The 23,904-nt window shown below is 49.2% G+C and carries 24 protein-coding genes and 1 other RNA gene; 15 read left to right on the forward strand and 10 right to left on the reverse strand.

Annotated features, from left to right (window positions below; all coding sequences use genetic code 11):
* The first annotated feature begins 245 nt into the window (after positions 1-245).
* From tomB to BSPA111_RS11555, 4 genes are all read left to right on the forward strand, one after another.
* On the forward strand, positions 246-620 hold the full coding sequence (tomB, locus tag BSPA111_RS11540; RefSeq protein ID WP_034458068.1) for an Hha toxicity modulator TomB: 375 nt from the start codon (positions 246-248) through the stop codon (positions 618-620).
* A gap of 29 nt (positions 621-649) precedes the next feature.
* The gene (locus BSPA111_RS11545; protein WP_121265420.1) at positions 650-868 is read left to right on the forward strand and encodes an HHA domain-containing protein; all 219 of its coding nucleotides are present in this window, start codon (positions 650-652) and stop codon (positions 866-868) included.
* Positions 869-1,189: 321 nt separating this feature from the next.
* Positions 1,190-1,756 carry a maltose O-acetyltransferase gene (gene maa, locus BSPA111_RS11550; RefSeq protein WP_183271291.1) on the forward strand — a complete coding sequence of 189 codons (567 nt, stop codon included), beginning with the start codon at positions 1,190-1,192 and terminating at the stop codon, positions 1,754-1,756.
* Between the two features lie 102 nt (positions 1,757-1,858).
* Complete coding sequence (locus BSPA111_RS11555; protein WP_183271292.1) at positions 1,859-2,317, forward strand: YlaC family protein; 459 nt, start codon at positions 1,859-1,861, stop codon at positions 2,315-2,317.
* 40 nt (positions 2,318-2,357) lie between these two features.
* Here the strand turns inward: BSPA111_RS11555 and ykgO are convergent, their stop codons facing one another.
* Positions 2,358-2,498: a type B 50S ribosomal protein L36 gene (ykgO, locus tag BSPA111_RS11560; protein WP_183271293.1), complete on the reverse strand. Its 141-nt coding sequence runs from the start codon at positions 2,496-2,498 to the stop codon at positions 2,358-2,360.
* Positions 2,499-2,819: 321 nt separating this feature from the next.
* Between ykgO and BSPA111_RS11565 the strand changes: the two genes are divergently transcribed.
* The 4 genes from BSPA111_RS11565 to BSPA111_RS11580 are packed head-to-tail and all read left to right on the forward strand — an operon-like array spanning position 2,820 to position 6,129.
* A complete protein-coding gene (locus BSPA111_RS11565) occupies positions 2,820-3,857 on the forward strand; it encodes an isopenicillin N synthase family oxygenase (protein ID WP_183271294.1) in 1,038 nt (345 codons plus the stop codon).
* A gap of 18 nt (positions 3,858-3,875) precedes the next feature.
* Entirely contained in the window at positions 3,876-4,685 is an 810-nt protein-coding gene (locus BSPA111_RS11570; RefSeq protein WP_183271295.1) for a MetQ/NlpA family ABC transporter substrate-binding protein, read from the forward strand.
* Positions 4,682-5,473: a methionine ABC transporter ATP-binding protein gene (locus BSPA111_RS11575; protein WP_183271296.1), complete on the forward strand. Its 792-nt coding sequence runs from the start codon at positions 4,682-4,684 to the stop codon at positions 5,471-5,473. The genes BSPA111_RS11570 and BSPA111_RS11575 overlap by 4 nt, the downstream gene beginning before the upstream one ends.
* Positions 5,458-6,129: a methionine ABC transporter permease gene (locus BSPA111_RS11580; protein WP_183271297.1), complete on the forward strand. Its 672-nt coding sequence runs from the start codon at positions 5,458-5,460 to the stop codon at positions 6,127-6,129. The genes BSPA111_RS11575 and BSPA111_RS11580 overlap by 16 nt, the downstream gene beginning before the upstream one ends.
* Positions 6,130-6,218: 89 nt before the next feature.
* Here the strand turns inward: BSPA111_RS11580 and BSPA111_RS11585 are convergent, their stop codons facing one another.
* The gene (locus BSPA111_RS11585; RefSeq protein WP_183271298.1) at positions 6,219-7,592 is read right to left on the reverse strand and encodes a PTS transporter subunit EIIC; all 1,374 of its coding nucleotides are present in this window, start codon (positions 7,590-7,592) and stop codon (positions 6,219-6,221) included.
* Between the two features lie 315 nt (positions 7,593-7,907).
* Between BSPA111_RS11585 and BSPA111_RS11590 the strand changes: the two genes are divergently transcribed.
* A complete protein-coding gene (locus BSPA111_RS11590; RefSeq protein ID WP_183271299.1) occupies positions 7,908-9,107 on the forward strand; it encodes an enolase C-terminal domain-like protein in 1,200 nt (399 codons plus the stop codon).
* Here BSPA111_RS11590 and BSPA111_RS11595 read toward each other — a convergent pair.
* Complete coding sequence (locus BSPA111_RS11595; protein ID WP_183271300.1) at positions 9,095-9,817, reverse strand: GntR family transcriptional regulator; 723 nt, start codon at positions 9,815-9,817, stop codon at positions 9,095-9,097. The two genes, BSPA111_RS11590 and BSPA111_RS11595, sit on opposite strands and share 13 nt — an antisense overlap.
* 142 nt (positions 9,818-9,959) lie before the next feature.
* On the opposite strand from BSPA111_RS11595, the gene BSPA111_RS11600 reads away from it, so the two are divergent.
* Positions 9,960-11,519, forward strand: coding sequence for an EAL domain-containing protein (locus BSPA111_RS11600; RefSeq protein WP_183271301.1), 1,560 nt, complete (start codon positions 9,960-9,962; stop codon positions 11,517-11,519).
* Between the two features lie 24 nt (positions 11,520-11,543).
* Here the strand turns inward: BSPA111_RS11600 and norR are convergent, their stop codons facing one another.
* The gene (gene norR / locus BSPA111_RS11605; RefSeq protein ID WP_183271302.1) at positions 11,544-13,058 is read right to left on the reverse strand and encodes a nitric oxide reductase transcriptional regulator NorR; all 1,515 of its coding nucleotides are present in this window, start codon (positions 13,056-13,058) and stop codon (positions 11,544-11,546) included.
* A 218-nt stretch (positions 13,059-13,276) separates the two neighbouring features.
* Between norR and norV the strand changes: the two genes are divergently transcribed.
* Together norV and norW are read left to right on the forward strand one after the other, a co-directional pair.
* Positions 13,277-14,716 (forward strand): anaerobic nitric oxide reductase flavorubredoxin, encoded by a 1,440-nt coding sequence (gene norV / locus BSPA111_RS11610; protein WP_183271303.1) that lies wholly within the window; start codon positions 13,277-13,279, stop codon positions 14,714-14,716.
* A complete protein-coding gene (gene norW / locus BSPA111_RS11615; protein ID WP_183271304.1) occupies positions 14,713-15,846 on the forward strand; it encodes an NADH:flavorubredoxin reductase NorW in 1,134 nt (377 codons plus the stop codon). The genes norV and norW overlap by 4 nt, the downstream gene beginning before the upstream one ends.
* A 77-nt stretch (positions 15,847-15,923) precedes the next feature.
* Here the strand turns inward: norW and BSPA111_RS11620 are convergent, their stop codons facing one another.
* The 3 genes from BSPA111_RS11620 to BSPA111_RS11630 all read right to left on the reverse strand — a co-directional run bounded on the left by BSPA111_RS11620 (position 15,924) and on the right by BSPA111_RS11630 (position 17,845).
* A complete protein-coding gene (locus BSPA111_RS11620) occupies positions 15,924-16,277 on the reverse strand; it encodes a DUF1428 domain-containing protein (protein WP_183271305.1) in 354 nt (117 codons plus the stop codon).
* Positions 16,278-16,373: 96 nt separating this feature from the next.
* Positions 16,374-17,195 carry a GNAT family N-acetyltransferase gene (locus BSPA111_RS11625; RefSeq protein WP_183271306.1) on the reverse strand — a complete coding sequence of 274 codons (822 nt, stop codon included), beginning with the start codon at positions 17,193-17,195 and terminating at the stop codon, positions 16,374-16,376.
* 35 nt (positions 17,196-17,230) lie between these two features.
* Positions 17,231-17,845 (reverse strand): YitT family protein, encoded by a 615-nt coding sequence (locus BSPA111_RS11630; protein WP_183271450.1) that lies wholly within the window; start codon positions 17,843-17,845, stop codon positions 17,231-17,233.
* Between the two features lie 90 nt (positions 17,846-17,935).
* On the opposite strand from BSPA111_RS11630, the gene BSPA111_RS11635 reads away from it, so the two are divergent.
* Positions 17,936-19,366 (forward strand): PLP-dependent aminotransferase family protein, encoded by a 1,431-nt coding sequence (locus BSPA111_RS11635; RefSeq protein ID WP_183271307.1) that lies wholly within the window; start codon positions 17,936-17,938, stop codon positions 19,364-19,366.
* A 64-nt stretch (positions 19,367-19,430) separates the two neighbouring features.
* Here BSPA111_RS11635 and BSPA111_RS11640 read toward each other — a convergent pair whose 3' ends face one another.
* The gene (locus BSPA111_RS11640; RefSeq protein ID WP_183271308.1) at positions 19,431-20,069 is read right to left on the reverse strand and encodes a helix-turn-helix domain-containing protein; all 639 of its coding nucleotides are present in this window, start codon (positions 20,067-20,069) and stop codon (positions 19,431-19,433) included.
* 280 nt (positions 20,070-20,349) lie between these two features.
* Here BSPA111_RS11640 and BSPA111_RS11645 point away from each other — a divergent pair, with 280 nt between their 5' ends.
* On the forward strand, positions 20,350-22,326 hold the full coding sequence (locus BSPA111_RS11645; protein WP_183271309.1) for an alkyl/aryl-sulfatase: 1,977 nt from the start codon (positions 20,350-20,352) through the stop codon (positions 22,324-22,326).
* A gap of 245 nt (positions 22,327-22,571) precedes the next feature.
* Here the strand turns inward: BSPA111_RS11645 and ffs are convergent.
* An RNA gene (ffs, locus tag BSPA111_RS11650) (signal recognition particle sRNA small type) lies at positions 22,572-22,668 on the reverse strand.
* Between the two features lie 202 nt (positions 22,669-22,870).
* On the opposite strand from ffs, the gene BSPA111_RS11655 reads away from it, so the two are divergent.
* Positions 22,871-23,182, forward strand: coding sequence for an MGMT family protein (locus BSPA111_RS11655; protein ID WP_183271310.1), 312 nt, complete (start codon positions 22,871-22,873; stop codon positions 23,180-23,182).
* 74 nt (positions 23,183-23,256) lie between these two features.
* On the opposite strand, the gene BSPA111_RS11660 is transcribed toward BSPA111_RS11655, so the two are convergent.
* Complete coding sequence (locus tag BSPA111_RS11660; RefSeq protein WP_183271311.1) at positions 23,257-23,835, reverse strand: YbaY family lipoprotein; 579 nt, start codon at positions 23,833-23,835, stop codon at positions 23,257-23,259.
* Positions 23,836-23,904 lie beyond the last annotated feature (69 nt).

Here is a 23,904-nt window from a genome sequence, read left to right on the forward strand (position 1 = left end):
ACCTATAAAATGTGTTTTAAAAGACAATGCTTATAAAAAGTGTGAAAGTCTTTATAAACATTACGTTAGCGTAAACCGGTTTGATACAAATGTAATTTTTCGTAATAGTGAAAGGAAATCTACCGCGGATTGATTTATAGTGAAAGTATATGGAATAATCGTTGTTATTGATCCCCACCTCATCCAGGTGTGTCCACCCCAACGCGTAGTGTTTATCAAATTTCTTCGATAAAAGGGGCTGCATTATGGACGAATACTCACCAAAACGGCATGATATTGCGCAGCTTAAATTTCTCTGCGAAAACCTGTATCATGACTGCCTTACCAACCTTGGCGAGAGTAATCATGGTTGGGTTAATGATCCTACTTCGGCCATTAACTTGCAGTTGAATGAATTGATTGAGCACATAGCTGCCTTCGCACTTAATTACAAAATTAAGTACGATGATGAGAGTAAATTGATTGAACAAATTGACGAATATTTGGACGATACATTTATGCTATTCAGCAACTACGGCATCAACGCACAAGACTTGCAGAAATGGCGTAAGTCCGGGAATCGATTATTCCGATGTTTCGTCACAGAGAGCCGCGCTAACCCTGTAAGTCTCTCCTTTTAAAAATATTACAAGATGTATAAGGTGATTTCATGACAACTAAACCATTAACTAAGACCGATTATTTGATGCGCCTGCGACGCTGCCAAACAATTGATACCTTAGAACGTGTAATTGAAAAAAATAAATACGAATTATCAGATAATGAACTGGCGGTATTTTATTCAGCTGCTGACCATCGACTCGCTGAACTCACTATGAATAAGCTTTACGATAAAATACCACCTTCTGTATGGAAATTTATCCGCTAATACTTCGTAAATGTTATTACGTTCAAGATTTAAACCGAATGCTGCTGTAGCCTTAGGACACGGATGCTATAACCCAATTTAACTCATATTGCGGTTGACTCGCTTTATTCGCTGGATTGCGTTGTCGTGCGTGACACACGATGGTCGTCGGTACATCAGTAAGCCCAGCGGTTGCATACGTCTGTCGCAGTTCATTCTCTGTGATTGTCGAACACACATTAACTGTGTGATTAAAATCACAAAAAGAAACAACGCTTTTATTAATCACAAGCGAATCGCTTACGGTAACGCCTGTTCTGTCTATTGATTAAAGGCATCACTATGAGTGAAGAAAAACGGAAAATGATTGCAGGCGAGCTTTATCGCCCTGATTGCCAACAACTTCGTGATGACCGCATCAAAGCTCGCCACTTGATTCATCGCTTTAATCACACCGCGCCGGATGAACAGGCGGTTCGTGCAGAATTGCTGGGGCAACTTCTCGGTCAAAGTCTTAATGCATATATTGAGCCGTCGTTTCGCTGTGATTATGGCTACAATATTTTTCTCGGCAAAAACTTCTACGCCAATTTTGACTGCGTCATTCTTGATGTTTGTCCGGTTCACATTGGCGAAAACTGCATGCTGGCGCCTGGTGTTCATATCTATACTGCAACCCATCCGCTGGATGCAGAAACACGCAACAGTGGCGTTGAGTTTGGCAAGCCCGTCACGATTGGCGATAACGTCTGGATTGGCGGACGCGCGGTCATCAATCCCGGTGTCACCATCGGCGATAACGTAGTGATTGGCTCAGGCTCAGTGGTCACGAAAGATATTCCAGCCAATGCTGTGGTGGCAGGAAACCCAGCGCGTGTGATTAAAATGGTTCCTGTCGTCAGCCCGTAACTGTTATGGTTTTTTTTGGCATAACTGTTACTTTTTTACCCTTACAGGGCTTCTTAGAATAGCTGTTCTCTGCCTGTCGTGTTTCCGTTCAGAAGGCCCATAATGACCGAAATTCAGCGCCTGCTCACCGATACTATCGAGCAACTTAATACCGATGAAAAACGCGACAACCGTCCACGTTTTAGCATCAGCTTCATTCGCAAACATCCGGGCCTGTTTATCGGTATGTGGGTAGGTTGGTTTGCCACACTGTGGGTGATGCTGGAGTCGGACACCCTGGCAGGCTCGGTCTGGTTACTGGTGGTCCTGTTTGCACTACTGAATGGCTTCTTCTTTTTTGATGTGAACCCCCGCTATCGCTACGACGATATTGATGTGCTTGATTTACGCGTTTGCTACAACGGCGAGTGGTACAACACGCGCAACGTCCCATCGACGTTGATTGATAAAATCCTGCATTCCCCTGGTGTTGACGAACAACAAAAATCGCTACTGCATAAAATGGTTGCCACGAAAGGCGAACTCTCTTTTTACGATATCTTCTCACTCGAGCGTTCTTAACCTTCCCGAGTTGTATAGAAAGGGGCTTAAGCCCCTTGTCTTAACGTCGCTTCTTCCCGCCCTGCACCGCTTTAAATCGCGGATTACTTTTGCAAATCACATACAGCCGTCCTTTGCGTTTTACAATCTGGCAATCCGGATGACGCTGCTTTGCATTGCGTAATGAATTCAGAACCTGCATAACCTTTGCTCTCATTTAAATGTTATAACATAACAATAAAATAAAGAGTGAACGGGAAAATTGCAAGCCCGTTTGCCAACAAAACCCTCCCTGGCGTCGATATCCAGATTCTGCAAATGCTTAGAACCCCAACTCGCCATAACTTAGAAGATAACAATATTGGGCGGCGAGACAGGCTTGCGGCAATGTCATTTCCACGAACACATCTTCATTCCAGAAAGGGATAAACCATGAATCAGCGCTGTTGTTGTCGAGGCAAATGTTGTTGTGCCAAAAAATCAGAATTCGTCTGGAAATTATTTGTCTTAAGCGGAGTTCATCATGAACCAAACAACGACCCAGGCCTTGCCAATACTCGATCTCTTAGCCCTTAATGGCACCGCCACCGATAGTGCGGCATTTCTTAAACAATTACGCCATGCCGCTCGTGACATCGGTTTCTTCTACCTGATTAATCATGGTGTCAGCCCTGAGCTGCAACAGGCCGTTCAGAATGAAGCGCGACTGTTTTTCTCTTTGCCCGAAGAGGAAAAACAAAAAGTGGCGATGATCAACTCCCCTCATTTTCGTGGTTACAACCGCGCCGCCAGCGAATTAACACGCGGCAAACCAGACTGGCGTGAACAGTTTGATATCGGCGCTGAACGCCCGGCACTTCCGATCAACGACGCGCAGCACGGTTGGCTGCGATTACAAGGCCCAAATCTGTGGCCAGAATCGTTACCGACTCTGAAACCTACCCTGTTGCAATTTCAGCGCGAAATGACCGCTGTCGCACTCAAACTACTGCGTACTTTTGCGCAGGCGTTAGAACTTCCAGCGAACAGCTTCGATAACCTGTACGGCAATAAACCCAACGAACACATCAAGTTGATTCGCTATCCAGGCCTGCAGGCTACGGAGGGCAATCAGGGTGTCGGTGCCCATAAAGATTCAGGATTCCTGAGTTTCCTGTTGCAAGACCAACAGCAGGGTTTGCAGGTCGAAGTCTCGCCGGATAACTGGATAGATGCCGCCCCTCTGCCTGGTAGTTTTGTGGTGAATATCGGTGAATTGCTGGAGCTTGCCACCAATGGCTATTTACGGGCGACGGTACATCGGGTTATTTCCCCACCGCCGGGCCAGGAACGCCAGTCGATTGCATTTTTCCTCGGCGCTCAATTAGACGCTGTCGTCCCAGTTTATGCATTGCCGCCTGAACTCGCACAACACGCTCATGGGCCTGAAAGTGATCCTCGCAACCCGTTACTGCGTGATGTTGGATGGAATTATCTAAAAGGTCGCCTACGTTCGCATCCCGACGTGGCGGAACGTTATTACCCGGATGTCTTGCGTAACAGCACTGAACTCATCGCTTAAACATTAAAGGAAAACACCATGAAAAATGCCTCTTTTAAACTGGCAGGGATCGCGCTGTCTTTGACTCTGGCTTTCAGCGCTCACGCAGCAGAAACCTTGCGCATCGCGGCTGATGCAGTACCCCATGCAGAAATCCTCGCGTTTGTGCAAAAGCTCGATCCGAATTTAAAGCTCAAAGTAGTTGAGTTGAGTAACGGCGTAAATGCCAACGAATTGCTGGCGAACGGCGATGTCGACGCTAACTATTTCCAGCACGTCCCCTATTTGCGCGATCAGGAAAAAGCGCTGGGTAAAAAATTCACCGTCGCGGCGACCGTGCATATCGAACCGCTTGGTATCTATTCACACAAATATAAAGACCTGAAGTCGGTTCCCGAAAACGCCACCATTGCCCTGCCGAACAACGTCACCAACTTGAGTCGCGCACTCTATCTTTTGCAGGACAAGGGGCTTATCACGCTGAAATCAGAGTTTAAAGATGCCTCAGTGAATCAAGCCACGCCACGTGATATCGCCAGCAATCCTAAGAAGCTGAAGATCGTTGAGATCGAAGCACCACAACTGCCGCGTTCGCTCGATGATGTTGATCTGGCCGTAATCAATGGCAACTACGCGCTGGAGGCTGGATTAACGCCGTCGAAGGATGCGCTGGGGCTAGAAAGTGCGACGCACAATCCGTACGCCAATATTCTGGTCACCAATCCAAACCTGGCTAATGATCCGCGAATCAAAGAGTTGGCGAAAGATCTGCAATCACCGCAGGTTGCTGAATTTATTCGCCAGCAATTCAACGGCTCAGTGATCCCGGTCGCCACTCCGCAATCATGATTACCCTCGAGCGGCTGAGCAAAGTGTACGCCGGAGCAGGCCAACCGGCACTGGACGATATCTCGCTAACCGTACCGGATGGCGCAATCTACGGCATTCTCGGGCGCAGTGGCGCCGGGAAAAGTACCTTGATTCGCTGCTTAAACTTACTGGAACGGCCCACATCGGGCCGTATTCTGATGAATGGAGTGGATATCACCACGCTTGATAACCGTGAATTGCGCACTCATCGCCAGCGCACCGGCATGGTGTTCCAGCACTTCAATCTGATTCATGCACGCACTGTGGCTGACAACATTGCCGTGCCGCTGGAAATCGCCGGCCAGCGGCGTGAGGTTCGCCAGAAACGCATTGCAGAACTGCTCGAGTTAGTCGGCCTGAGCGATAAAGCGCAGGCTTTCCCCTCACAGCTTTCTGGTGGGCAAAAGCAACGCGTCGGCATCGCTCGGGCGCTTGCCGCGCACCCTGATGTCTTGCTTTGTGACGAAGCGACCAGCGCATTAGACAGCGAAACCACCGCTTCTGTGCTGGCGCTATTAATGGATATCAACCGTAAGCTGGGCGTCACGATTGTGCTGATTACTCATCAACTGGAGGTCGTGAAAGCGATTTGCGATCACGCAGCGCTACTGGAAAACGGCAGGCTAGTTGAAAGCGGTTCATTATCTGAATTGCTGGCTACCCCCTATTCCCGTCTGCGTCAGGCATTGCTGCCTGGCGACGCCGCCGAACAAGCATTTTTACGCCGGATTGGTGTATCCGGGAGAGTGTTATGCGAAGTCGCTTAGCATGGGAGGATTTATGGTCATTACTGCTTGATGGCACCCTCGATACACTTTACATGGTCGGGCTTGCGGCGCTGTTTACCGTGATTATCGGTTTACCGCTTGGGGTATTACTGTTTCTCACTCGTCGCGACGGAGTGCTACCCGCGCCGGTCTTTAATCAGATTATTGGCAGTGTGGTGAATGTCGGGCGTTCACTGCCGTTTATTGTGCTGTTGATTGCCTTAATCCCATTCACTCGCATTATTATTGGCACCACGTTGGGCAGTACTGCGGCGGTGGTTCCCATTACGATTGGCGCATTTCCGTTTTTTGCGCGGGTAGTGGAAAACGCATTAGATGAAGTCGACAAAGGCCGCATCGAAGCCATTTTATCGATGGGTGGCAATGTCTGGCATATCATCGGAAAAGTGTTGTTACCCGAGGCGCTACCGGCACTGCTGGCGGGGATCACGCTCACGGTAGTGATGTTGATTGGGTTTTCGTCAATGGCGGGAGTGATTGGCGGCGGTGGACTGGGGGATTTGGCGATCCGTTACGGTTACCAGCGATTTAACGATCAGGTCATGGTCGGCACCGTGGTGATTTTAGTGGTGATGGTGCAAATAGTACAAAGTGTCGGTGACCGTTTAGTACGCCGTCTGGCACACCGACGTTAGCATAATCCTTTGATTTTTTTAGGGTGGGTAATCAATAGCGCCATTTACCTTTGGCATGTGACGCTATGTTTACCCTTCCTGGACCCTTATCACTCAGCCTTTTCGCGCACCAACAACGTCGTCATGGTAAACGATAATCCTAGTGCCAGCGCCACGCCCAGTAGTGCGAAGATAAAGTACGGGCCAATGTAAGCAGGCAGGCTAAAAATGCTCGATAAAATATAACCATACAAACGCACACCGAAGAAGGCGATGAATGCCGAAGCGATGGAACTTGCCACCGTTGCGGCAATAAACGCTTTTTTATAGCGAGTCAGAACGCCGAACAGCGCAGGTTCTGTAATCCCCAGCAGAGCCGAAATCGCCGCAGGCAGAACTACCGCACGCTCTTCACGTGATTTGCTCTGCTTCCAGATAGCAAAAGTGGAACCCGCAATCGCCATATTGGCCATAAACATCATTGGCATCAGCATGTCATAACCACGGTCGGTAAAGTTTTGCAGGGCGATGGGCGTCATCGCGTGATGCATACCCGTCAAAATGGCCACCGGACGAATCGCACCGACAACCAGACCGGCAAAACTTGCTGAGACACCAAACAAACCTTCGATAAACCACGCCAGCGCCTTGCCCAGATAAATCCCCAGCGGCCCAATCACCACCAGCGCGACCAATGCGGCGAGAAACAGGGTGAGCGTTGGGGTAAACACGGTTTTCAAAATATCTGGCATGACTTTATCCACCCAGCGATGGATGTAACTCAGTGCCAGAACCGAGAAAATAACCGGGATAACGCTTGAAGCGTAGTTAAATACCGAAACAGGCACGACGTTCAGGAAATAGAACGCATCGACGGCATTAGGTGAATGGGTTGCCAGCGCCTTCGCCGCTTCAATCAGCGACGGGTACATCAAACATGCAGCAACCGCAGCAGCCAGATACTCATTGGTTTTGAAGATACGCGCGGCAGAAATCGCCAGGAAAAATGGCAAAAAGTAGAACACACCGCTCGCAATCAAATCTATTACGATCACGGTGTCGCTTTTCGCTGAAACCATTTTCAGTGCGATCAGCCCCGCCAGCAGGCCTTTAATCATCCCGGCCCCCGCAATCGCGGGAACAATCGGACCAAACACACCTGACACCGTATCCATAAACATTGATACCAGGCTCTTACGTGCTTTCTTTTGCTGGGTTGACGCGGTTTGTCCAGGGGCGGAACCGAGCACTTGAGTCAATTGCTCGTACCAACTGTTTACCTGCGGGCCAATAATAATCTGGAATTGATCGCTCTGAATTTGCGCCCCTAAAACACCAGGGATTTTTTTAATCTCAGACTGATCAATTTTATTTTCGTCAATCAAAGAGAAGCGCAAGCGCGTCATACAGTGCCAGGCTTTACTAATATTATCTGCACCACCTATCAGGTGGATAATATTATTAATGGCATCACGAGTCCCCATCTGTCACTCCCGAAAAAATTGCTTATTGTTATGTGTTGAATGCCAATGATGGTAGGGAATCACAAACACAAAAACAAACCAATAAAACTTGAACAACATCACAATTAGCCAATACAAAGGCGCTTAAACCACCAAAAGACGATAATTGGTATGGTTTTTACGTGCATCACGCCTCTTTTCCTGACCAATAAAAATATGCAAAAAAAACATTTACCCGCACACAAAAATAAGGTGATAGTAAATAACAGAAGCCGACATTGAATAAGTCACCACCCATGAACTGCCCTAAATAATTCCAGGGTGTGGAGTAATTTTGTGAAACCAACCATTATTGAAAATATCGAATGTTTCATCACCCGTCCTGACCGCCACAACCTGGTCACGGTGCGCGTCACCACCGATAAAGGCGTGATTGGCCACGGTTGTGCCACTTTCCAGCAGCGCCCTTTGGCCGTCAAAGCGATGGTCGACGAATACCTCAAACCGTTACTTCTCGGGCGTGATGCCAACAACATTGAAGACTTGTGGCAAATGATGACGGTCAACGCCTACTGGCGCAACGGCCCGGTTATCAACAACGCGATTGCCGGTGTTGACATGGCGCTTTGGGATATTAAAGGCCAACTGGCAGATATGCCGCTGTATCAACTTCTGGGAGGGAAATCGAAAGACGCTATCGCCGCTTACAGCCACGCCGCCAGTGAAACGCTGGAAGGATTATTCCTCGAAGTCGACAAACTGCTGGCGCAAGGGTATCGCTATATTCGCTGTCAGTTAGGTTTTTACGGCGGTACGCCACAAGGACTGCATGCCACGAAATCGCCAACCCCTGGAGCGTATTATTGCCAGGATGAATACATGGCGAATACCGTGGCGATGTTCAAAGCGCTACGCGAGAAGTACGGCAACCAGTTCCATATTCTGCATGATGTGCATGAACGTTTATTCCCACAGCAGGCGGTACAACTGGCAAAAGCACTCGAACCATACCAACCCTGGTTTATCGAAGATATTCTGCCGCCACAACACAGTGCATGGTTAGAACAAATCCGCGCGCACTCCAGCATTCCACTGGCAATGGGTGAACTGTTTAATAACCCGGCTGAATGGCATGATCTCATTGTGAATCGGCGCATCGATTTTATCCGCTGCCACGTTTCGCAAATCGGCGGGATAACGCCTGCGCTAAAACTCGCCATTCTTTGCCAGGCATTTGGAGTGCGTCTGGCCTGGCATGGCCCCGGAGATATGACACCGATTGGCGTGGCGGTGAATACGCATTTAAATATTCATCTGCACAATGCGGCGATTCAGGAATTTATCCCGAATCAACCGAATACCGAATCGGTGTTCCCCGGCGCGCCAGTCGCTGAGCAAGGATATATCTATCCTATTGAAAAACCTGGTATTGGCGTGAGCTTCGACCAACAAAAAGCAGAGGCCTTCCCCGTGGAGTATCGCCCACATGAGTGGACGCAGAGCCGCTTACCCAACGGGGCCATTCATACTCCCTGAGTGCCCTGCCGCCAGGCCAAATTGTCATGGTTATAGGGGATGACATAAGTACAGGAATAATTGATATCGACGATTTCGCTGATTTCAAATACTCGTCCCCCTTCGAGGATCCCGCGGTTAATGATATGCATCGCCGGGATCCCTTTTTTACATTCCAGTAATGCTGCCTGTTCCTTGCTAATCGATACGGCCTGATAACTGGTTAGCAGGTGCGAAATTCGAAATCCTTTACTGAGCACATATTGTTGAATGGATCGTTCAATCACTTGCTGATTAAGATCGGGGAAATCCTGCACAGGCATTCGTGAAATCTCAATTTGCACCTTTTGATTATCGACATATCGCAAGCGGCAAAACTGCCAGATGTACGCATTTTCATCCACACCAAAGACTTGCTGCTCTTCGCGATTCGGTAGCTTTTTATGAAGATTGACCATACGAAAAGCCATCTGATCAAAACGTTTTTCGGTAATGGAGTTATATACCAGCGGGTTATTACGGGCTTGTGTATTAATCCAAATCCCCGACCCCTGAATAATTTCAACCACCCCAATACTCACCAGCCTTTCCAGGGCTTTGCGAATAGTGAAACGCGAAACATCATATTCTTCTGCAAGCTGACGCTCTGGGGGTAATTTGCGTCGTTGCGAATCATTATGCTGATAAATTTTGCTCAACAAATCCTGGATAACAAACTCTTTTTTCTTCATTCAATGCTCACCAGATGCTCGCGTCTAAAGATTTCATGCTCACTTAGCATGAAAACATAACATCCCTCAAACATGTGAGATAGACTAACCTCTTCTATGTAAAATCATTATAAAAACTATTCTCATAACGGGGTCTACCAGAATGACGTCCCGAAAGCTCATCAGCCTGGTCAGCGGTATCCTTATTTTGGCCGTATTGCTTCCCATTTTGTTGAGCATTTATCTTGCTCATCGTAAGGCTGAACAAGCTTTTCATAATGAATTGAATGAATTTGCCGACCACGCTTTGATGCGTACTGCGCAAGTCATCGACGACGCTATTTCTGCCGTTGACGATATTAACCGCTTTAAAGACCAAACCTGCTCTCACGCACACGCTGAAGCCATGCGCCGTACCGCCCTTGAATATCGTAATGTGCAAGAAGTGATGCTTGAAAAAGATAACCGTATTCTGTGCAGTTCGCTGGAATCGTTTGCCTACAATGAACGGTTAGGCGAACCTGATCGCATCGGTGAGCACGGCTTTAGTGCGTGGTATACCACTCCCCCGATACCGGGTTTTAAACGCAAGATGATTTTTATCGGCAAACCGCCGCATATTGCGTTAGTCGACCCAATGTCATTTATTGATGTGCTCCCTTTCGGTAGTTATACGCTCAATATTGCGATGGTGGGTCTGGGTAAAAACGAACTTATCGCCACAAATAGTACCTATGTTTCAGATGACTGGCGCACGCCGCTGGCACAGGGCGCAGAAGAGTTTCAAAGCGATAATAATATCTATGTCATTCGTCGGGATGAGAATCTTGGCCTGGCTATGATCGCCTGGGCGTCAGTGGAACCGCTGACCGAAGCCTGGTATCAGCAACTCTATATTTGGCTACCTGTGGGATTAATCATCAGCTTCGCCACAGGATGGTTCTTACTTCGTGTTTTACGTCGGCTGTTATCGCCTCAAAATCGTTTGATGGATGCCATCAAAAACCATGAGTTACGCGTGGTTTACCAGCCTATAGTGAATCTTGAAAGTGGCGAAAGTGTCGGTGCAGAAGCATTAATTCGCTGGCAGCAGCAAGACGGTACCATGCTCACTCCGGATGTATTTATTCCGCTGGCAGAACATACCGGTCTGGTCACGCAATTAACAGAGCAAGTCATTGAACTGATATTCCTCGAACTAGGCGAGTGGCTTCACCAACATCCTGATTATCATATTTCAGTTAATTTAGGCACCCGCGATGTCCGGAGCTTACATATACTGGAAGTCATCATCCCTTATTTGTCACGTTACTCCGTCAAACCGGGTCAAATAGCATTTGAAATTACCGAGCGCGGTTTTGCCGATCCGAAAGTGACCGCGCCGATAATTGCGCAATATCGCGAGGCTGGTCATGCAATCTATATTGATGATTTTGGCACGGGCTATTCTAGCCTGAGTTATTTACAGGATCTTGATGTCGATATTCTGAAAATAGATAAGTCATTTGTAGACGCGATTGGATATAAAAATATCACTCCGCATATCATTGAAATGGCCAACTCTTTGGGGATTTTAATGGTCGCCGAGGGGATCGAAACCCCCGTCCAGGCCACCTGGTTACGTACTCAGGGTGTGCAGTACGGCCAGGGCTGGTTGTTCAGTAAAGCCCTGCCAAAAGATAAGTTCATCGAATGGGTCGCAAACTATAGCGCCAGGGGATGAAACGCATCTGAAAAATGCCAGACACTATTTCACGCCAAGGCGTTTTGCCAGGCGGTGTAAATTGGCGACATCTAATTGAAGCTGTCTGGCACTCGCCGCCCAGTTTCCGGCGTTGGCATCCAGCGTACTGATAATAATCTGGCGCTGGAAATCGTCGGTCGCGGTACGCAAATTATCCACCACCGGCACTGTTGCCCCCTGAATGTCAGCCGGTTTGGTATCTGCTTCGCTCAGTTGAAAATGTTGCGGTTGAAGCCAGACTTCACCGTCCGGCTTGCCTGAACGCGCTAACACGGTCGCGCGGTAAAGCGCATGTTCCAGCTCGCGAATGTTCCCTGGCCAGTCGTAACGACGCAGTAAATCACGTGCAGTATCGCTCAACGCCACCTGTTTAAGCCCCATTTTTACGCGGCTTTGCTCGCAGAAAAACCCCGCCAATAGCGTGATATCGTCGCCTCGTTCGCGCAATGGGGGAACATGGAGCGGAAACACACTTAAACGATGGAACAAATCCGCGCGAAATTCCCCTGCCAACACATGCTGTTTGAGATCACGATTGGTCGCCGCCAGCACGCGCACATTGACTCTTTGGCTGCTGTCATCGCCCACACGCTGTATATCGCCGTACTGTAAAACGCGCAGCAATTTTGCCTGAAGCGTTAACGGCAACTCCCCGATTTCATCCAGAAACAGAGTGCCGTTATCCGCCATCTCAAATTTGCCCGTGCGATGGTGAATAGCTCCGGTAAATGCCCCTTTTACGTGGCCGAACAGCTCACTCTCCGCCACACTTTCCGGCAACGCCGCACAGTTGAGATACACCAGAGGATTGGCGGCACGCGCCGAACCACTGTGAATTGCCCGCGCCACCAGCTCTTTGCCGACGCCCGTTTCCCCGGTGATCAGCACATTGAGATCGGAACCAGCGACGATTTCGATCTCTTTCTTAAGCTGCATAATTCCCGCAGATAACCCGACCATTTCGGTGCTGCTGGTTTTACCGGCGACGGGAAGCATGGTTACAGCAGGCGTTTGATTTTCAAGTTGTTCCATTAGCATCGCATTATTCAATGCACCTGCAGCCAGAACGCTTATCAAACGTAACTCTTCATCACTGAAATGATCGAACTGCAAAGGGTCCATACCATCGACGGTTAACGCACCAATCAGGTTTTGATCGGCAAACAGCGGCAGGCCGAGGCAAGCATGCACTTTTAAATCGGTGTGGTCGGGAATGAGCCCATCGTAAGGATCGGGCAGTTCGCTATCTGCCGGGAACCGCACCACATCTCCCGCCCGCGCAATGGCTTCCAGACGTGGATGTGCATCTAAATCAAAGCGCCGTCCGAGCACATCTTCCGCCAGCCCATCAATGGCCAACGGACGAAATTGCCGCGCTTCGTAACGCAGCAATGCCGTCGCATCGCCACCTAAAAGCTGGCGCAGGGTGCGAATCAAACGGGCAAAGCGATCCTGATGTGAAATGCCGCTTTGCAGTTCGATAGCAATATTGGCAAGGGAAGTAATAGACAGGCTCATAAGCGGCTCCATAAAACGATTTCGCTAACTTACCTTTCAGTAGTCAAAAAGACAATTCAATTGTCAAAACGACATTTCTTTATATTGTCATTATGACAACTCAATTTTATCCAATTTCATTAAATCACTTTAAAATCAACAAAATAAAAAGTTGGCACGCCATTTGTAATATATCCAGCACAAGCATCATTTTTTTAATTCTTTTTGAGGTATGACAGATGGCTATTTTAGTAAAAAACAACATTCATTGGGTTGGCCAACGTGACTGGGAAGTGCGTGATTTCCACGGCACCGAATACAAAACGCTGCGTGGCAGCAGCTACAATAGCTATCTTATCCGTGAAGAAAAAAATGTGCTGATCGACACCGTCGACCACAAATTCAGCCGCGAGTTTGTGCAGAACTTACGTAGCGAAATCGACCTGGCAGATATTGATTGCATCATCATCAACCATGCGGAAGAAGACCACGCGGGCGCACTGACGGAGTTGATGTCCTGCATCCCGGATACCCCAATTTACTGTACGGCTAACGCCATTGATTCCATTACCGGCCACCATCACCATCCTGAATGGAACTTCAACGTGGTGAAAACCGGTGACAGCATCGATATCGGTAACGGTAAACAACTGATCTTCGTGGAAACCCCAATGCTGCACTGGCCTGACAGCATGATGACCTATATGACAGGCGACGCGGTGCTGTTCAGTAATGACGCCTTCGGCCAGCACTACTGCGATGAACGCCTGTTCAACGACGAAGTCGACCAAAGCGAGCTGTTCGAACAGTGCCAGCGCTACTACGCCAACATCCTGACGCCGTTCAGCCGCCTGGTGACGCCGAAAATTACCGAGATCCTCGGCTTTAACCTGCCGGTGGATATGATTGCCACTTCCCACGGTGTGGTATGGCGCGATAACCCAACTCAGATTGTCGAAATGTACCTGAAATGGGCGGCAGATTATCAGGAAGACAGAATCACGATTTTCTACGACACCATGTCCAACAATACCCGCATGATGGCTGATGCCATTGCTCAGGGGATTAACGAAGTTGACCCCAGTGTGGCGGTAAAAATCTTTAACGTGGCCCGTAGCGACAAAAATGACATTCTCACCAACGTCTTCCGTTCCAAGGGCGTGCTGGTCGGCACCTCCACCATGAACAACGTGATGATGCCAAAAATTGCCGGACTGGTTGAGGAAATGACAGGCCTGCGTTTCCGTAATAAACGTGCCAGCGCCTTCGGTTCTCACGGCTGGAGCGGCGGCGCGGTAGACCGCCTCTCTACACGCTTACAGGATGCGGGTTTTGAAATGTCGATGAGCCTGAAAGCCAAATGGCGTCCGGACCTCGACGCGCTGGAAGTCTGCCGCCAGCATGGCCGCGAAATTGCTCGTCAGTGGGCGCTGACTCCGCTGGTTTCAACACCTGCTGCTCCACAGCAGGTAAACGTTGCTGAAGTGAAAACCTGCGCCGATTTAGGTCCACAAATGCAGTGCAGCGTTTGCCAGTGGATTTACGATCCCGCCACCGGCGAGCCAATGCAGGACGTCGCACCTGGCACCCCGTGGAGCGAAGTGCCTGATACCTTCCTGTGCCCGGAATGCTCGCTCGGCAAAGACGTGTTTGATGTACTGGCAACGGAGGCAAAATGAAACATGGCATTGTGATTATCGGTTCGGGCTTTGCCGCCCGCCAACTGGTTAAAAACATCCGCAAGCATGATGCGCAGGTTCCTGTACGCCTGATTGCCGCCGACAGTATGGATGAATACAACAAACCCGATCTCAGCCACGTAATGAGCCTGAACCAACGTGCAGACGATCTCACCCGGCAACGTGCCGGGGAGTTTGCCGAGCAGTTTAATCTCACGCTGAACGCCAATAGCTGGGTTTCATCTATCGACCGTAAAGAACGTCTGGTTAAATGCGGTGACCAGCAATGGCCGTATGACAAACTGGTGCTGGCAACCGGTTCAAGCGCCCTGCTTCCGCCCATTCAGGGTAAAGAGCTGATGTTGACACTTAACAGCCAGCAAGAGTTTATGGCCTGTGAATCATCGCTGCGTGACTCCCGCCGGGTGATGATTTTAGGCGGTGGCCTGATTGGTACTGAACTGGCGATGGATTTTTGTCGCGCGGGCAAACAGGTGATTCTGGTGGATAACGCTGCCAGCCTGCTCGCCTCGCTGATGCCTGCGGAAGTCAGCAGCCGCCTTCAGCATCGACTGAATCAAATGGGCGTGGAACTGTTGTTTAATCAGCGCCTTGAATCACTGACAAAAACAGAACAGGGTATTAATGCCACGCTGAGTAATGGAAGAATGGTCAATGTGGATGCGGTTGTCGCCGCGATTGGCCTGCGTTCCAATATCGGGCTGGCGCAACATGCCGGTCTTGATGTGAATCGCGGTATTCAGGTCAATCGCCAGTTGCAGACTTCTGATACCAATATCTACGCACTCGGAGATTGTGCAGAAATAGACGGCAAGGTACTGCCGTTCCTGCAACCGATTCAATATAGCGCCATGACGCTTGCCAAAAATTTGTTGGGTGCCACTGATGGTCTTGCACTTCCAGCCATGCTGGTCAAAGTGAAAACACCTGAATTGCCGTTGCATCTGGCGGGCGAAACGCAGCGTAGTGATTTGCACTGGCAGATTTCAGTCGAGCCGCAAGGTTTAATCGCGAAAGGTTATGATATCGAGCAGCAATTGCGGGCGTTTATTGTGAGTGAAGCCCATATGAAACAGGCATTTGGATTGTTACGCGAGCTGAAGGTTTAACTGTTTTTACAGGGTGGATGACGCTAAGCGCATCCACTCTGCATAAAAGCGGTCGGCGTTAGCGCCCCCCGCCCGATTTACTCGTCGAGCAGTGGCGCAAAGCCACCATAAATCATGCGTTTGCCATCAAATGGCATTGATTCGCCAAACTCTTTCATCCGTGGGTCAGACATCATTTTGGCATTCGCGGCATCACGCACTTCTTTAGATGGATATTCAATCCAGCTGAAAACAACTTCTTCGCTCTCTTCAGCTTTTACCGCCATACGAAAATCAGTGAGCTTGCCATCGGGCACATCGTCAGCCCAACATTCCACGACGCGTAGTGCACCAAATTCTTTAAATAACGGTGCGGCTTTGGCAGCCATTTCCTTATACGCATCTTTATTTGCTGCCGGTACAGCAACAACGAAACCATCAACATAAGGCATTGTAAACCTCCACGGTGTGGGGAAGACGGGTAGATGTTTTCCACCCGTGATGATTACGATTGATAAGTTTAGTCGTTAAGAATGAATGCCGCCCGCTCAAAGTTTGAGCAACATTTCATATTGCGTAATGGGATCCTGACGGTAGCCGCTACTTAAGAAAACCGGCGCAATGGGCTCGGGAATGGCCGTTGCGGTATAAAGCCCGCTAAAACGTTCGCGCAGCAGCGTCAGCAATTTTTTCGCCAGGCCCTGACCTCGCGCGGCTGGGTCAACATAAAGCATGCGCACTCTGAACCCTTGAGGAGCAGTCGCCACCATGGCGTACGCCACATCATTTAACACGAACGCTTTGCCCGGTAATTTATAGAGCGTTTCTGGCGCACTCAGCCATGGCAATCGCAGGTTGGCATCGGTCATCATTTTGTTTGCCATTACCAGCGGGTCGATTTCCTGCAATTCGCCCGTTTGTGTAAACAGCGCAGCACTGACGGCGTTAAACCCGACCAGAGTCTGCTGGCGCACAAATCCCATGCGTTCATACAACGCAAGTCCAGAGTCGTTGCCGACAATGACTTCCAGCCACATGCTTCGGTCACCACGCGCACGCGCTTCATCGATCAACTGCTGCATAAATTGTCTGCCGAACCCTTGTCCGCGTAACTCAGGACGAATCGCGAAGGCGGCAAGACGGCTGGTTTGCCCACGTCGACTGATGATCGCCAGCGCTTTCGGTTCGCCATTTTGCGTCCAGACTCGACTGTCATTAAGACTCATATCTTCTGCCGCAAAACGCATCGCAAAGGTTTCACCGTCAATGGTGAAAGGGACCAGATATCCTTCAAAACAGTGGGACAAAATGTCTGCAAGCTGATAGCTATTCCAGTGTGCCGCCGCGTTGCTGATGACCTCGCTATGCATTGTTACCTCATCGAATCGGGGTTTTGGCTTCAACATTAGGGCACAATAGTCGGTTCAACCAGGTTTTTTTGCGAACGAGTCTGAATGCGAAACCACGGCAAACAGAGTTGGATAAACGGGCCAATCGCCAGCGCATACAGCACCGTACCGACACCAAACGTGCCTCCCATCAACCAACCGGCCAGTAAGACGGTTAACTCAATCGCCGTCCGTACGCTGCGTACTGACCAACCGGTGCGTGCATTAATCCCGGTCATCAAACCATCACGCGGGCCGGAGCCAAACCCTGCCCCGATGTACATCCCAGTCGCAATCGCATTCACCAGAATGGCAGCCAACAGTAAAATGCTGCGCATCACCATCGATTCAATCGGCGGCATTAAGACGAGTGCGGCATCAGCGGCCAGACCCAACACAATCACGTTGCTGATTGTCCCAAGCCCTGGTTTCTGGCGCAGCGGGATCCACAGTAGCAACACCAGCGCACCCACCACGATCATCACCATGCCAATATTTAAAGAGAAGATCCGCGCCACGCCGAGGTGGAAAACGTTCCAGGGATCAGCACCTAAATTGGCCCGCACGAACATCGCCGTGGATACACCATACAGTACCAGGCCGGTATAAAGTTGCAGCAAGCGTCGAGCGATCATCTTCTTCACCTCAGTGTTCTTTTGTGGCTTTACTTTTACGCAAAATGGATCTGAAATTAAGGTCCAGTTAATACAAAGTGGATTGCTATGGCGCAGCGCAGAACCGGTTCTTCATCTCTGACAAAATTGCTGGGAAACTGGCATCAGGAATTAACCCGCACCCCGGTTTATCGCCAACTGGCAGACGGGCTACGGTTGTTGATTCTGGATGGGCGTTTGCCACTCGATAGCCGCCTACCGGGTGAACGTGAACTGGCAAAAGCGCTCGGCGTTAGCCGAACCACTGTAGCGACCGCGCTCGCACAATTGCGTGATGAAGGATACCTGGCAAGCCGACAAGGTTCGGGGTCTGTCACCATGCTACCGGAAGGGCTACAAGCTGTTTCGCCACTCCCCGGTCGAGGGGCAACGTTAGACCTCTCCACCGCAGCGCTTGCTGCGGGGCCCGAAATTCATCAGGCCTATGCCAACGCGTTGATTGCCTTGCCCGAACATTTGGGTTCGACCGGTTACAACCAGCAGGGGTTGCCGGAACTGCGTCAGGTTATCGCACAACGCTATGCTGCCCGAGGGCTGCCGACTCACGCCGATCAGATTATTATCGTCAATGGCGCACTGAGTGGTTTTGGGTTGATACTGCGACTGCTGACTGGCCCTGGCGATCGCGTAGTCATGGATCACCCCACTTATCCGATGGCGCTGACGGCAATTAAAGGTGCGTCCTGCCGTGCCGTTCCCGTAAGCCTGACTGAACAGGGGTGGGACACTGAGGGGCTTGCGGCCACCATTGCGCAAACCTCTCCACGGTTAGCCTACTTGATTGTCGATTTCCATAATCCCACCGGGCGTTGTATGGATGTGGATACGCGTATCGCTATCGCCGAAATGGCTGCCCGTACGCGCACCACGGTGGTGGTTGATGAAACCATGGTCGATCTGTGGTTTGACAACCCACCACCGCCACCGTTGGCCGCCTTTGATAACGATGATCGAATAATCACCCTGGGATCGGGCGGAAAAAGTTTCTGGGGCGGTATGAGGATAGGCTGGATCAGAGCCTCAGCGCGGACCATTGCGTCACTGATTCAAATCCGCGACACGTTGGATTTAGGCTCGCCGGTTCTGGAACAGCTCGCTGCCATCCACTTATTTAACGAAGCGGATAACTTCCTGCCTGGGCGGCGCGACATGCTGCGCCAGCATAGAGATGCCTGCGGTGAAGCAATCAAAGAGATATTCCCGGACTGGAAAATAACCGTTGTCCCGGAAGGAGGATTATCCTGGTGGATTGAACTGCCAAAACCGCTGGCAACCGTCTTTGCCGCCAGCGCGGAATCCATCGGTATTCGCATTGGCGCAGGCCCACGTTTTGGAGCCGAAGGGGCATTTGAACGATATTTGAGATTGCCATTCACTCTTGAACCCACGCAAATGCGCGCAGCACTGGAGCGATTAAAGCCGATTTGGGATAACCTGGCACAAACGCGGGATGAATATTTAAGGAGAACAGTGGTTTAGCGGGAGGCGAAATTGGGTGCGATGAGTATTAAACCCGCACCCGGTTAAGATAAATTGCCACTTTTTAATAATCTTCAGGTAATACTTTATTAATCGAAATCAACTTGCCACTTTTCACTGAAATATATCCCCCTTCCTTTAAGTCCGCCAGCACACGAAACACATGCGTACGCGATAATTTGGTACGTCGAATAATAAAATTCGCCAGACCTTCGCTTTCGTTGGGGAATGTCTTCGATCTGTATAGATAACGATATAACATCGGTTTAATCGTTTGGTAACTTGTCAACTGTTTCCTCTCAGAATGAAGCTCCAAAGAGAATATGGTCATAAAAATCAAAATTTTTGATAACACCTGCATATACTCAGCATTTTGAAAAAAGATACCATCAAAATCCTGCCAGGAGATTTTAATCATTTCAACAGGTGTCATGCATTTATATTCAAAGTTGAGTTGTGGGCAATACCTTTCCATTAGGCCAATTGGCATAAGTTCAATGACATTGCCAATAGTGAGTTCACTTTCCGCATGGGATATGGCGACTGAACCCTCCAGGGGAAAGTAAATAAAACCAGATATTGGCTCTATTTTTTCTTTATCTGAAAAGATGAGTTTCTCGCCTTTTTCACAAACATCAACAATAAAGCCTCTCAAATCAAGTGATTGATAACAGAAGTGAATGTTTTCAAAATCAGCTTTCATAGGCTCCCCAAATATACAATCAGTTGTTGCAGTATAGTGCAACTGAGGGTGGGATGTCTGTACCGACTAAAGTTTCTATTTCGCCCCCTATTAATAACGCACAGTCCCATTTGGGACTATTGTGCTTTAAAACAATCCACTAAAATTGACGAAATAGTGAATAGATTTTTTAACCTACATCAATCGTCAATATTAGATTGTGCTTAAAAAATATATTTACTCTCGCTATGGCGACTCTGATTCGTCAAATACATAACATTGCCACTTAGAGGTTGAATTAATGAGATTGAATCTGATAGCCAGTAGTCTGGCTGTCGCGGGTTTACTGGTCACCATGTCAGTAACAGCGGCAACTCCTGCGCCGACAAAAGAAGCAACGGCAGCAACCAAACGCGCCAATGAAGCAATTTACAACCAGCTTCCCTTCGCGGATAAAACCGATTTTGCCAATGCGCATAAAGGTTTTATTGCCGCACTTCCACAAAGTATTATTAAAGGTGAGAAAGGAAATGTTGTCTGGAATCCTCAACAATATGCTTTCATTAAAGAAGGCGATAAAGCACCAGATACAGTAAACCCGAGCCTTTGGCGTCAGTCTCAACTCATCAATATTAGCGGTCTGTTTGAAGTGACTGACGGTGTTTACCAGATCCGTAACCTTGATTTGTCCAATATGACGATTATCGAGGGTAAAAAAGGCATTACCGTCATTGACCCGCTCGTTTCCGCAGAAACAGCTAAAGTCGGCATGGATCTTTATTACAAAAATCGCGGTAAAAAACCGGTAGTTGCCGTTATTTATACCCATAGCCACGTTGACCATTACGGCGGTGTTCGTGGTGTTGTTGATGAAGCCGATGTAAAGGCGGGAAAAGTTAAAATCTATGGCCCGCAGGGGTTCATGGAAGCCTCTGTTGACGAAAATATCATGGCGGGTAACGCCATGAGTCGTCGCGCAAGCTATATGTACGGCAATCTTTTACCTGCTAATTCAAAAGGCCAGGTGGGTGCAGGATTGGGGACTACCACTTCTGCAGGTACCGTGACCTTATTGGCGCCAACAAACTACATAACACACACGGGGCAGGAAGAAGTTATCGACGGACTGACCTATGACTTTATGATGGCGCCAGGTTCTGAAGCTCCATCTGAAATGCTGTGGTATGTCAAAGAGAAGAAAATGATCGAAGCGGCGGAGGATGTTACTCACACTCTGCACAACACTTATTCTCTGCGTGGGGCAAAAATCCGCGATCCGCTGGCCTGGTCCAAATATATCAACGCCGCAATTGATCGCTGGGGCAGCGATGCCGAAATTATTATCGCCCAACACCACTGGCCAACCTGGGGTAAAGATAATGTCGTGAACCTGATGAAAGGCCAGCGCGATATGTATCGTTACATCAATGACCAGACGCTGCGTATGGCAAACCAGGGCCTGACACGCGACGAAATTGCAGCAAAAATCAAATTGCCGCCAAACTTAGCCAAAACTTGGGCAAGCCGTGGTTATTACGGTTCCGTCAGCCACGACGTAAAAGCCACCTATGTGTTTTATCTCGGTTGGTTTAATGGCAACCCGGCAACGTTAGACGAGCTGCCACCAGAAGATTCTGCAAAGAAATTCGTCGAATACATGGGAGGTGCTGATGCTGTCCTTCAGAAAGCCAAAACTGACTTTGAACAGGGCAATTACCGCTGGGTCGCTCAGGTTGTGAGCAAAGTCGTGTTCGCCGATCCGAGCAACAAAACTGCGCGAAACCTTGAAGCCGATGCACTGGAGCAAATGGGCTATCAGGCTGAATCTGGCCCATGGCGCAACTTCTACCTGACTGGTGCTCAAGAACTACGAAATGGCGTGGGAATTGGCCCAACGCCAAATACTGCCAGCCCTGACACCGTTAAGGCAATGACGCCAGAAATGTTCTTCGATTATTTGGCGGTACATATCAATGGTGAGAAGGCGGGTGATACCAAAGCGGTGTTTAACATCGACTTAGGTAGCGATGGCGGCAAATACAAGCTGGAGTTGGAAAATGGGGTGTTAAACCATACCGCTAACACCGAAGCAAAAGATGCCGATGCAACATTCTCCTTGAACAGAGATACGCTTAACAGAATCATCCTTAAAGAAGAAACGCTTAAACAGGCGGTGGATAAAGGTGAGGTTAAGGTGACAGGCAACAGTGAGAAGATGAACGAGATGCTAGGTTTTATGGATAACTTTGAATTCTGGTTCAATATCGTTACCCCATAATGCAAAAGCCCTGTGGCGTATGTCGCAGGGCTTTTTTTTGCAGTTCTTTATCATTCCCCACAACGCCTCAAAGCAACAATTCCTCTCTCTACCCGCTCATTTCCAGCAATACCCTTCCCTCAAACGATATCGATAAAAGGCAGGCGTTCACATAGCTTTAAAATGAGAGAATCAACGTTGTCCCGAAAGGAAAAGTAAGCAGAAGAATGGAATGGAAATCTCAGGGAGGCAGAATTGGGTGGGGGCCCTGCCAGCTACATCCCGGCACACACGTCATCTGCTGCGGCTGCTTCCTTCCGGACCTGACCGAATTCACAAATTAGTGTTGCGGGAGAACCAACAGGGCCCCCATTGAGAGCGCTAGTTACCTAACGCGCTGGCGCATTATCCATGTTGCCCCAGGCAATTGCAAGCAAGGAGCGGTCAGGTGTTGCTTTCTTGCGCAGCCCCTGTTTTTCTTTCTAGTTTAGCGCACGACGATTATCCTTACCCTCAGGCTGTTATACCCGGGTGACTTCAAAGCGCAGGGTAAATGGAGTTAGCTATGGAAAATAACGATTCATTCCCGCAGCGCGTTTATCAGATTATCGCTGCTATACCGGAAGGTCACGTCACGACCTATGGCGATGTGGCTCGGCTGGCAGGTTCCCCCCGCGCCGCGCGGCAAGTAGGCGGTGTTCTCAAGCGCCTACCTGAAGGCAGTAAATTACCCTGGCATCGCGTGGTGAACCGTCATGGCACGATTTCTCTGACCGGCCCGGATTTACAACGCCAGCGGCAAGCGTTGCTTTCAGAGGGAATTATGGTGTCTGGCAACGGGCAAATTGATATGCAGCGTTATCGCTGGAATTACTAAAAAGCGCCTCGAAGGAGGCGCTTAAGTGAGTTGTCGTGGATTGAAAACCACACTTTACTCGGCAACGCTTAGCATCATAACTGCGTTGGAGCCGGTACCGCTGACGAAGGGTTAACCTGAGTCGGGGATGTCAACGGAACGGTCGTTGCTGCGCCACCGTTGTCCTGCACTGGAACTGCCGTCTGCTGAACAGGTACCAATGTCAGATCCGCTTTAACTCCCCCATTGTTTATTACCGGTTGAATGGTATCGGTGATAAACATTAGCTGATTATTCACGGTGATTGCCGCGCTCAGAATGATGCGCGCGTTAGGTTGAACATCTGCTGGGTTATACGGCAACACAAAGCTGAACGGCGATTGTTTCCCTTCCGTACGGACAGCTCTCTGCGACAGCACTCTTGACGGCGCATCCGCCAAAGATGCATCAGATAATGTCACCGTAAGCACTGCATCTGGCGGTAACGCGATACGTTGACGAATCCAGACCGTCCCCGAAACATTTGGCTGTTGAATATCAGACTGCGCTAAAGATGCTGCTGATGAAGTCGTTGCAGCAGGGGCTGGCGTCGGGATGTCAGCACTTTTATTATGCGCGCATCCCACCATCGCAACAGCAATGGCTAAACCACTTAACGTGTGCACAAGTTTCATTGATTTGTTCTCCTTATCATCAATGCACCAGCAGGCTGTTGGCCCACAAGTAATGAGTGGTTAAACATA

It is taken from the genome of Buttiauxella sp. A111 (genome assembly GCF_014189855.1).
Taxonomy (GTDB): domain Bacteria; phylum Pseudomonadota; class Gammaproteobacteria; order Enterobacterales; family Enterobacteriaceae; genus Buttiauxella; species Buttiauxella selenatireducens.

Excerpts from the sequence above, each read along its gene's own strand:
- tomB (WP_034458068.1), top strand. The coding sequence starts at position 246 with ATGGACGAATACTCACCAAAACGGCATGATATTGCGCAGCTTAAATTT.
- BSPA111_RS11545 (WP_121265420.1), top strand. The coding sequence starts at position 650 with ATGACAACTAAACCATTAACTAAGACCGATTATTTGATGCGCCTGCGA.
- maa (WP_183271291.1), top strand. The coding sequence starts at position 1,190 with ATGAGTGAAGAAAAACGGAAAATGATTGCAGGCGAGCTTTATCGCCCT.
- BSPA111_RS11555 (WP_183271292.1), top strand. The coding sequence starts at position 1,859 with ATGACCGAAATTCAGCGCCTGCTCACCGATACTATCGAGCAACTTAAT.
- ykgO (WP_183271293.1), bottom strand. The coding sequence starts at position 2,498 with ATGCAGGTTCTGAATTCATTACGCAATGCAAAGCAGCGTCATCCGGAT.
- BSPA111_RS11565 (WP_183271294.1), top strand. The coding sequence starts at position 2,820 with ATGAACCAAACAACGACCCAGGCCTTGCCAATACTCGATCTCTTAGCC.
- BSPA111_RS11570 (WP_183271295.1), top strand. The coding sequence starts at position 3,876 with ATGAAAAATGCCTCTTTTAAACTGGCAGGGATCGCGCTGTCTTTGACT.
- BSPA111_RS11575 (WP_183271296.1), top strand. The coding sequence starts at position 4,682 with ATGATTACCCTCGAGCGGCTGAGCAAAGTGTACGCCGGAGCAGGCCAA.
- BSPA111_RS11580 (WP_183271297.1), top strand. The coding sequence starts at position 5,458 with ATGCGAAGTCGCTTAGCATGGGAGGATTTATGGTCATTACTGCTTGAT.
- BSPA111_RS11585 (WP_183271298.1), bottom strand. The coding sequence starts at position 7,592 with ATGGGGACTCGTGATGCCATTAATAATATTATCCACCTGATAGGTGGT.
- BSPA111_RS11595 (WP_183271300.1), bottom strand. The coding sequence starts at position 9,817 with ATGAAGAAAAAAGAGTTTGTTATCCAGGATTTGTTGAGCAAAATTTAT.
- BSPA111_RS11600 (WP_183271301.1), top strand. The coding sequence starts at position 9,960 with ATGACGTCCCGAAAGCTCATCAGCCTGGTCAGCGGTATCCTTATTTTG.
- norR (WP_183271302.1), bottom strand. The coding sequence starts at position 13,058 with ATGAGCCTGTCTATTACTTCCCTTGCCAATATTGCTATCGAACTGCAA.
- norV (WP_183271303.1), top strand. The coding sequence starts at position 13,277 with ATGGCTATTTTAGTAAAAAACAACATTCATTGGGTTGGCCAACGTGAC.
- norW (WP_183271304.1), top strand. The coding sequence starts at position 14,713 with ATGAAACATGGCATTGTGATTATCGGTTCGGGCTTTGCCGCCCGCCAA.
- BSPA111_RS11620 (WP_183271305.1), bottom strand. The coding sequence starts at position 16,277 with ATGCCTTATGTTGATGGTTTCGTTGTTGCTGTACCGGCAGCAAATAAA.
- BSPA111_RS11625 (WP_183271306.1), bottom strand. The coding sequence starts at position 17,195 with ATGCATAGCGAGGTCATCAGCAACGCGGCGGCACACTGGAATAGCTAT.
- BSPA111_RS11635 (WP_183271307.1), top strand. The coding sequence starts at position 17,936 with ATGGCGCAGCGCAGAACCGGTTCTTCATCTCTGACAAAATTGCTGGGA.
- BSPA111_RS11640 (WP_183271308.1), bottom strand. The coding sequence starts at position 20,069 with ATGAAAGCTGATTTTGAAAACATTCACTTCTGTTATCAATCACTTGAT.
- BSPA111_RS11645 (WP_183271309.1), top strand. The coding sequence starts at position 20,350 with ATGAGATTGAATCTGATAGCCAGTAGTCTGGCTGTCGCGGGTTTACTG.
- BSPA111_RS11655 (WP_183271310.1), top strand. The coding sequence starts at position 22,871 with ATGGAAAATAACGATTCATTCCCGCAGCGCGTTTATCAGATTATCGCT.
- BSPA111_RS11660 (WP_183271311.1), bottom strand. The coding sequence starts at position 23,835 with ATGAAACTTGTGCACACGTTAAGTGGTTTAGCCATTGCTGTTGCGATG.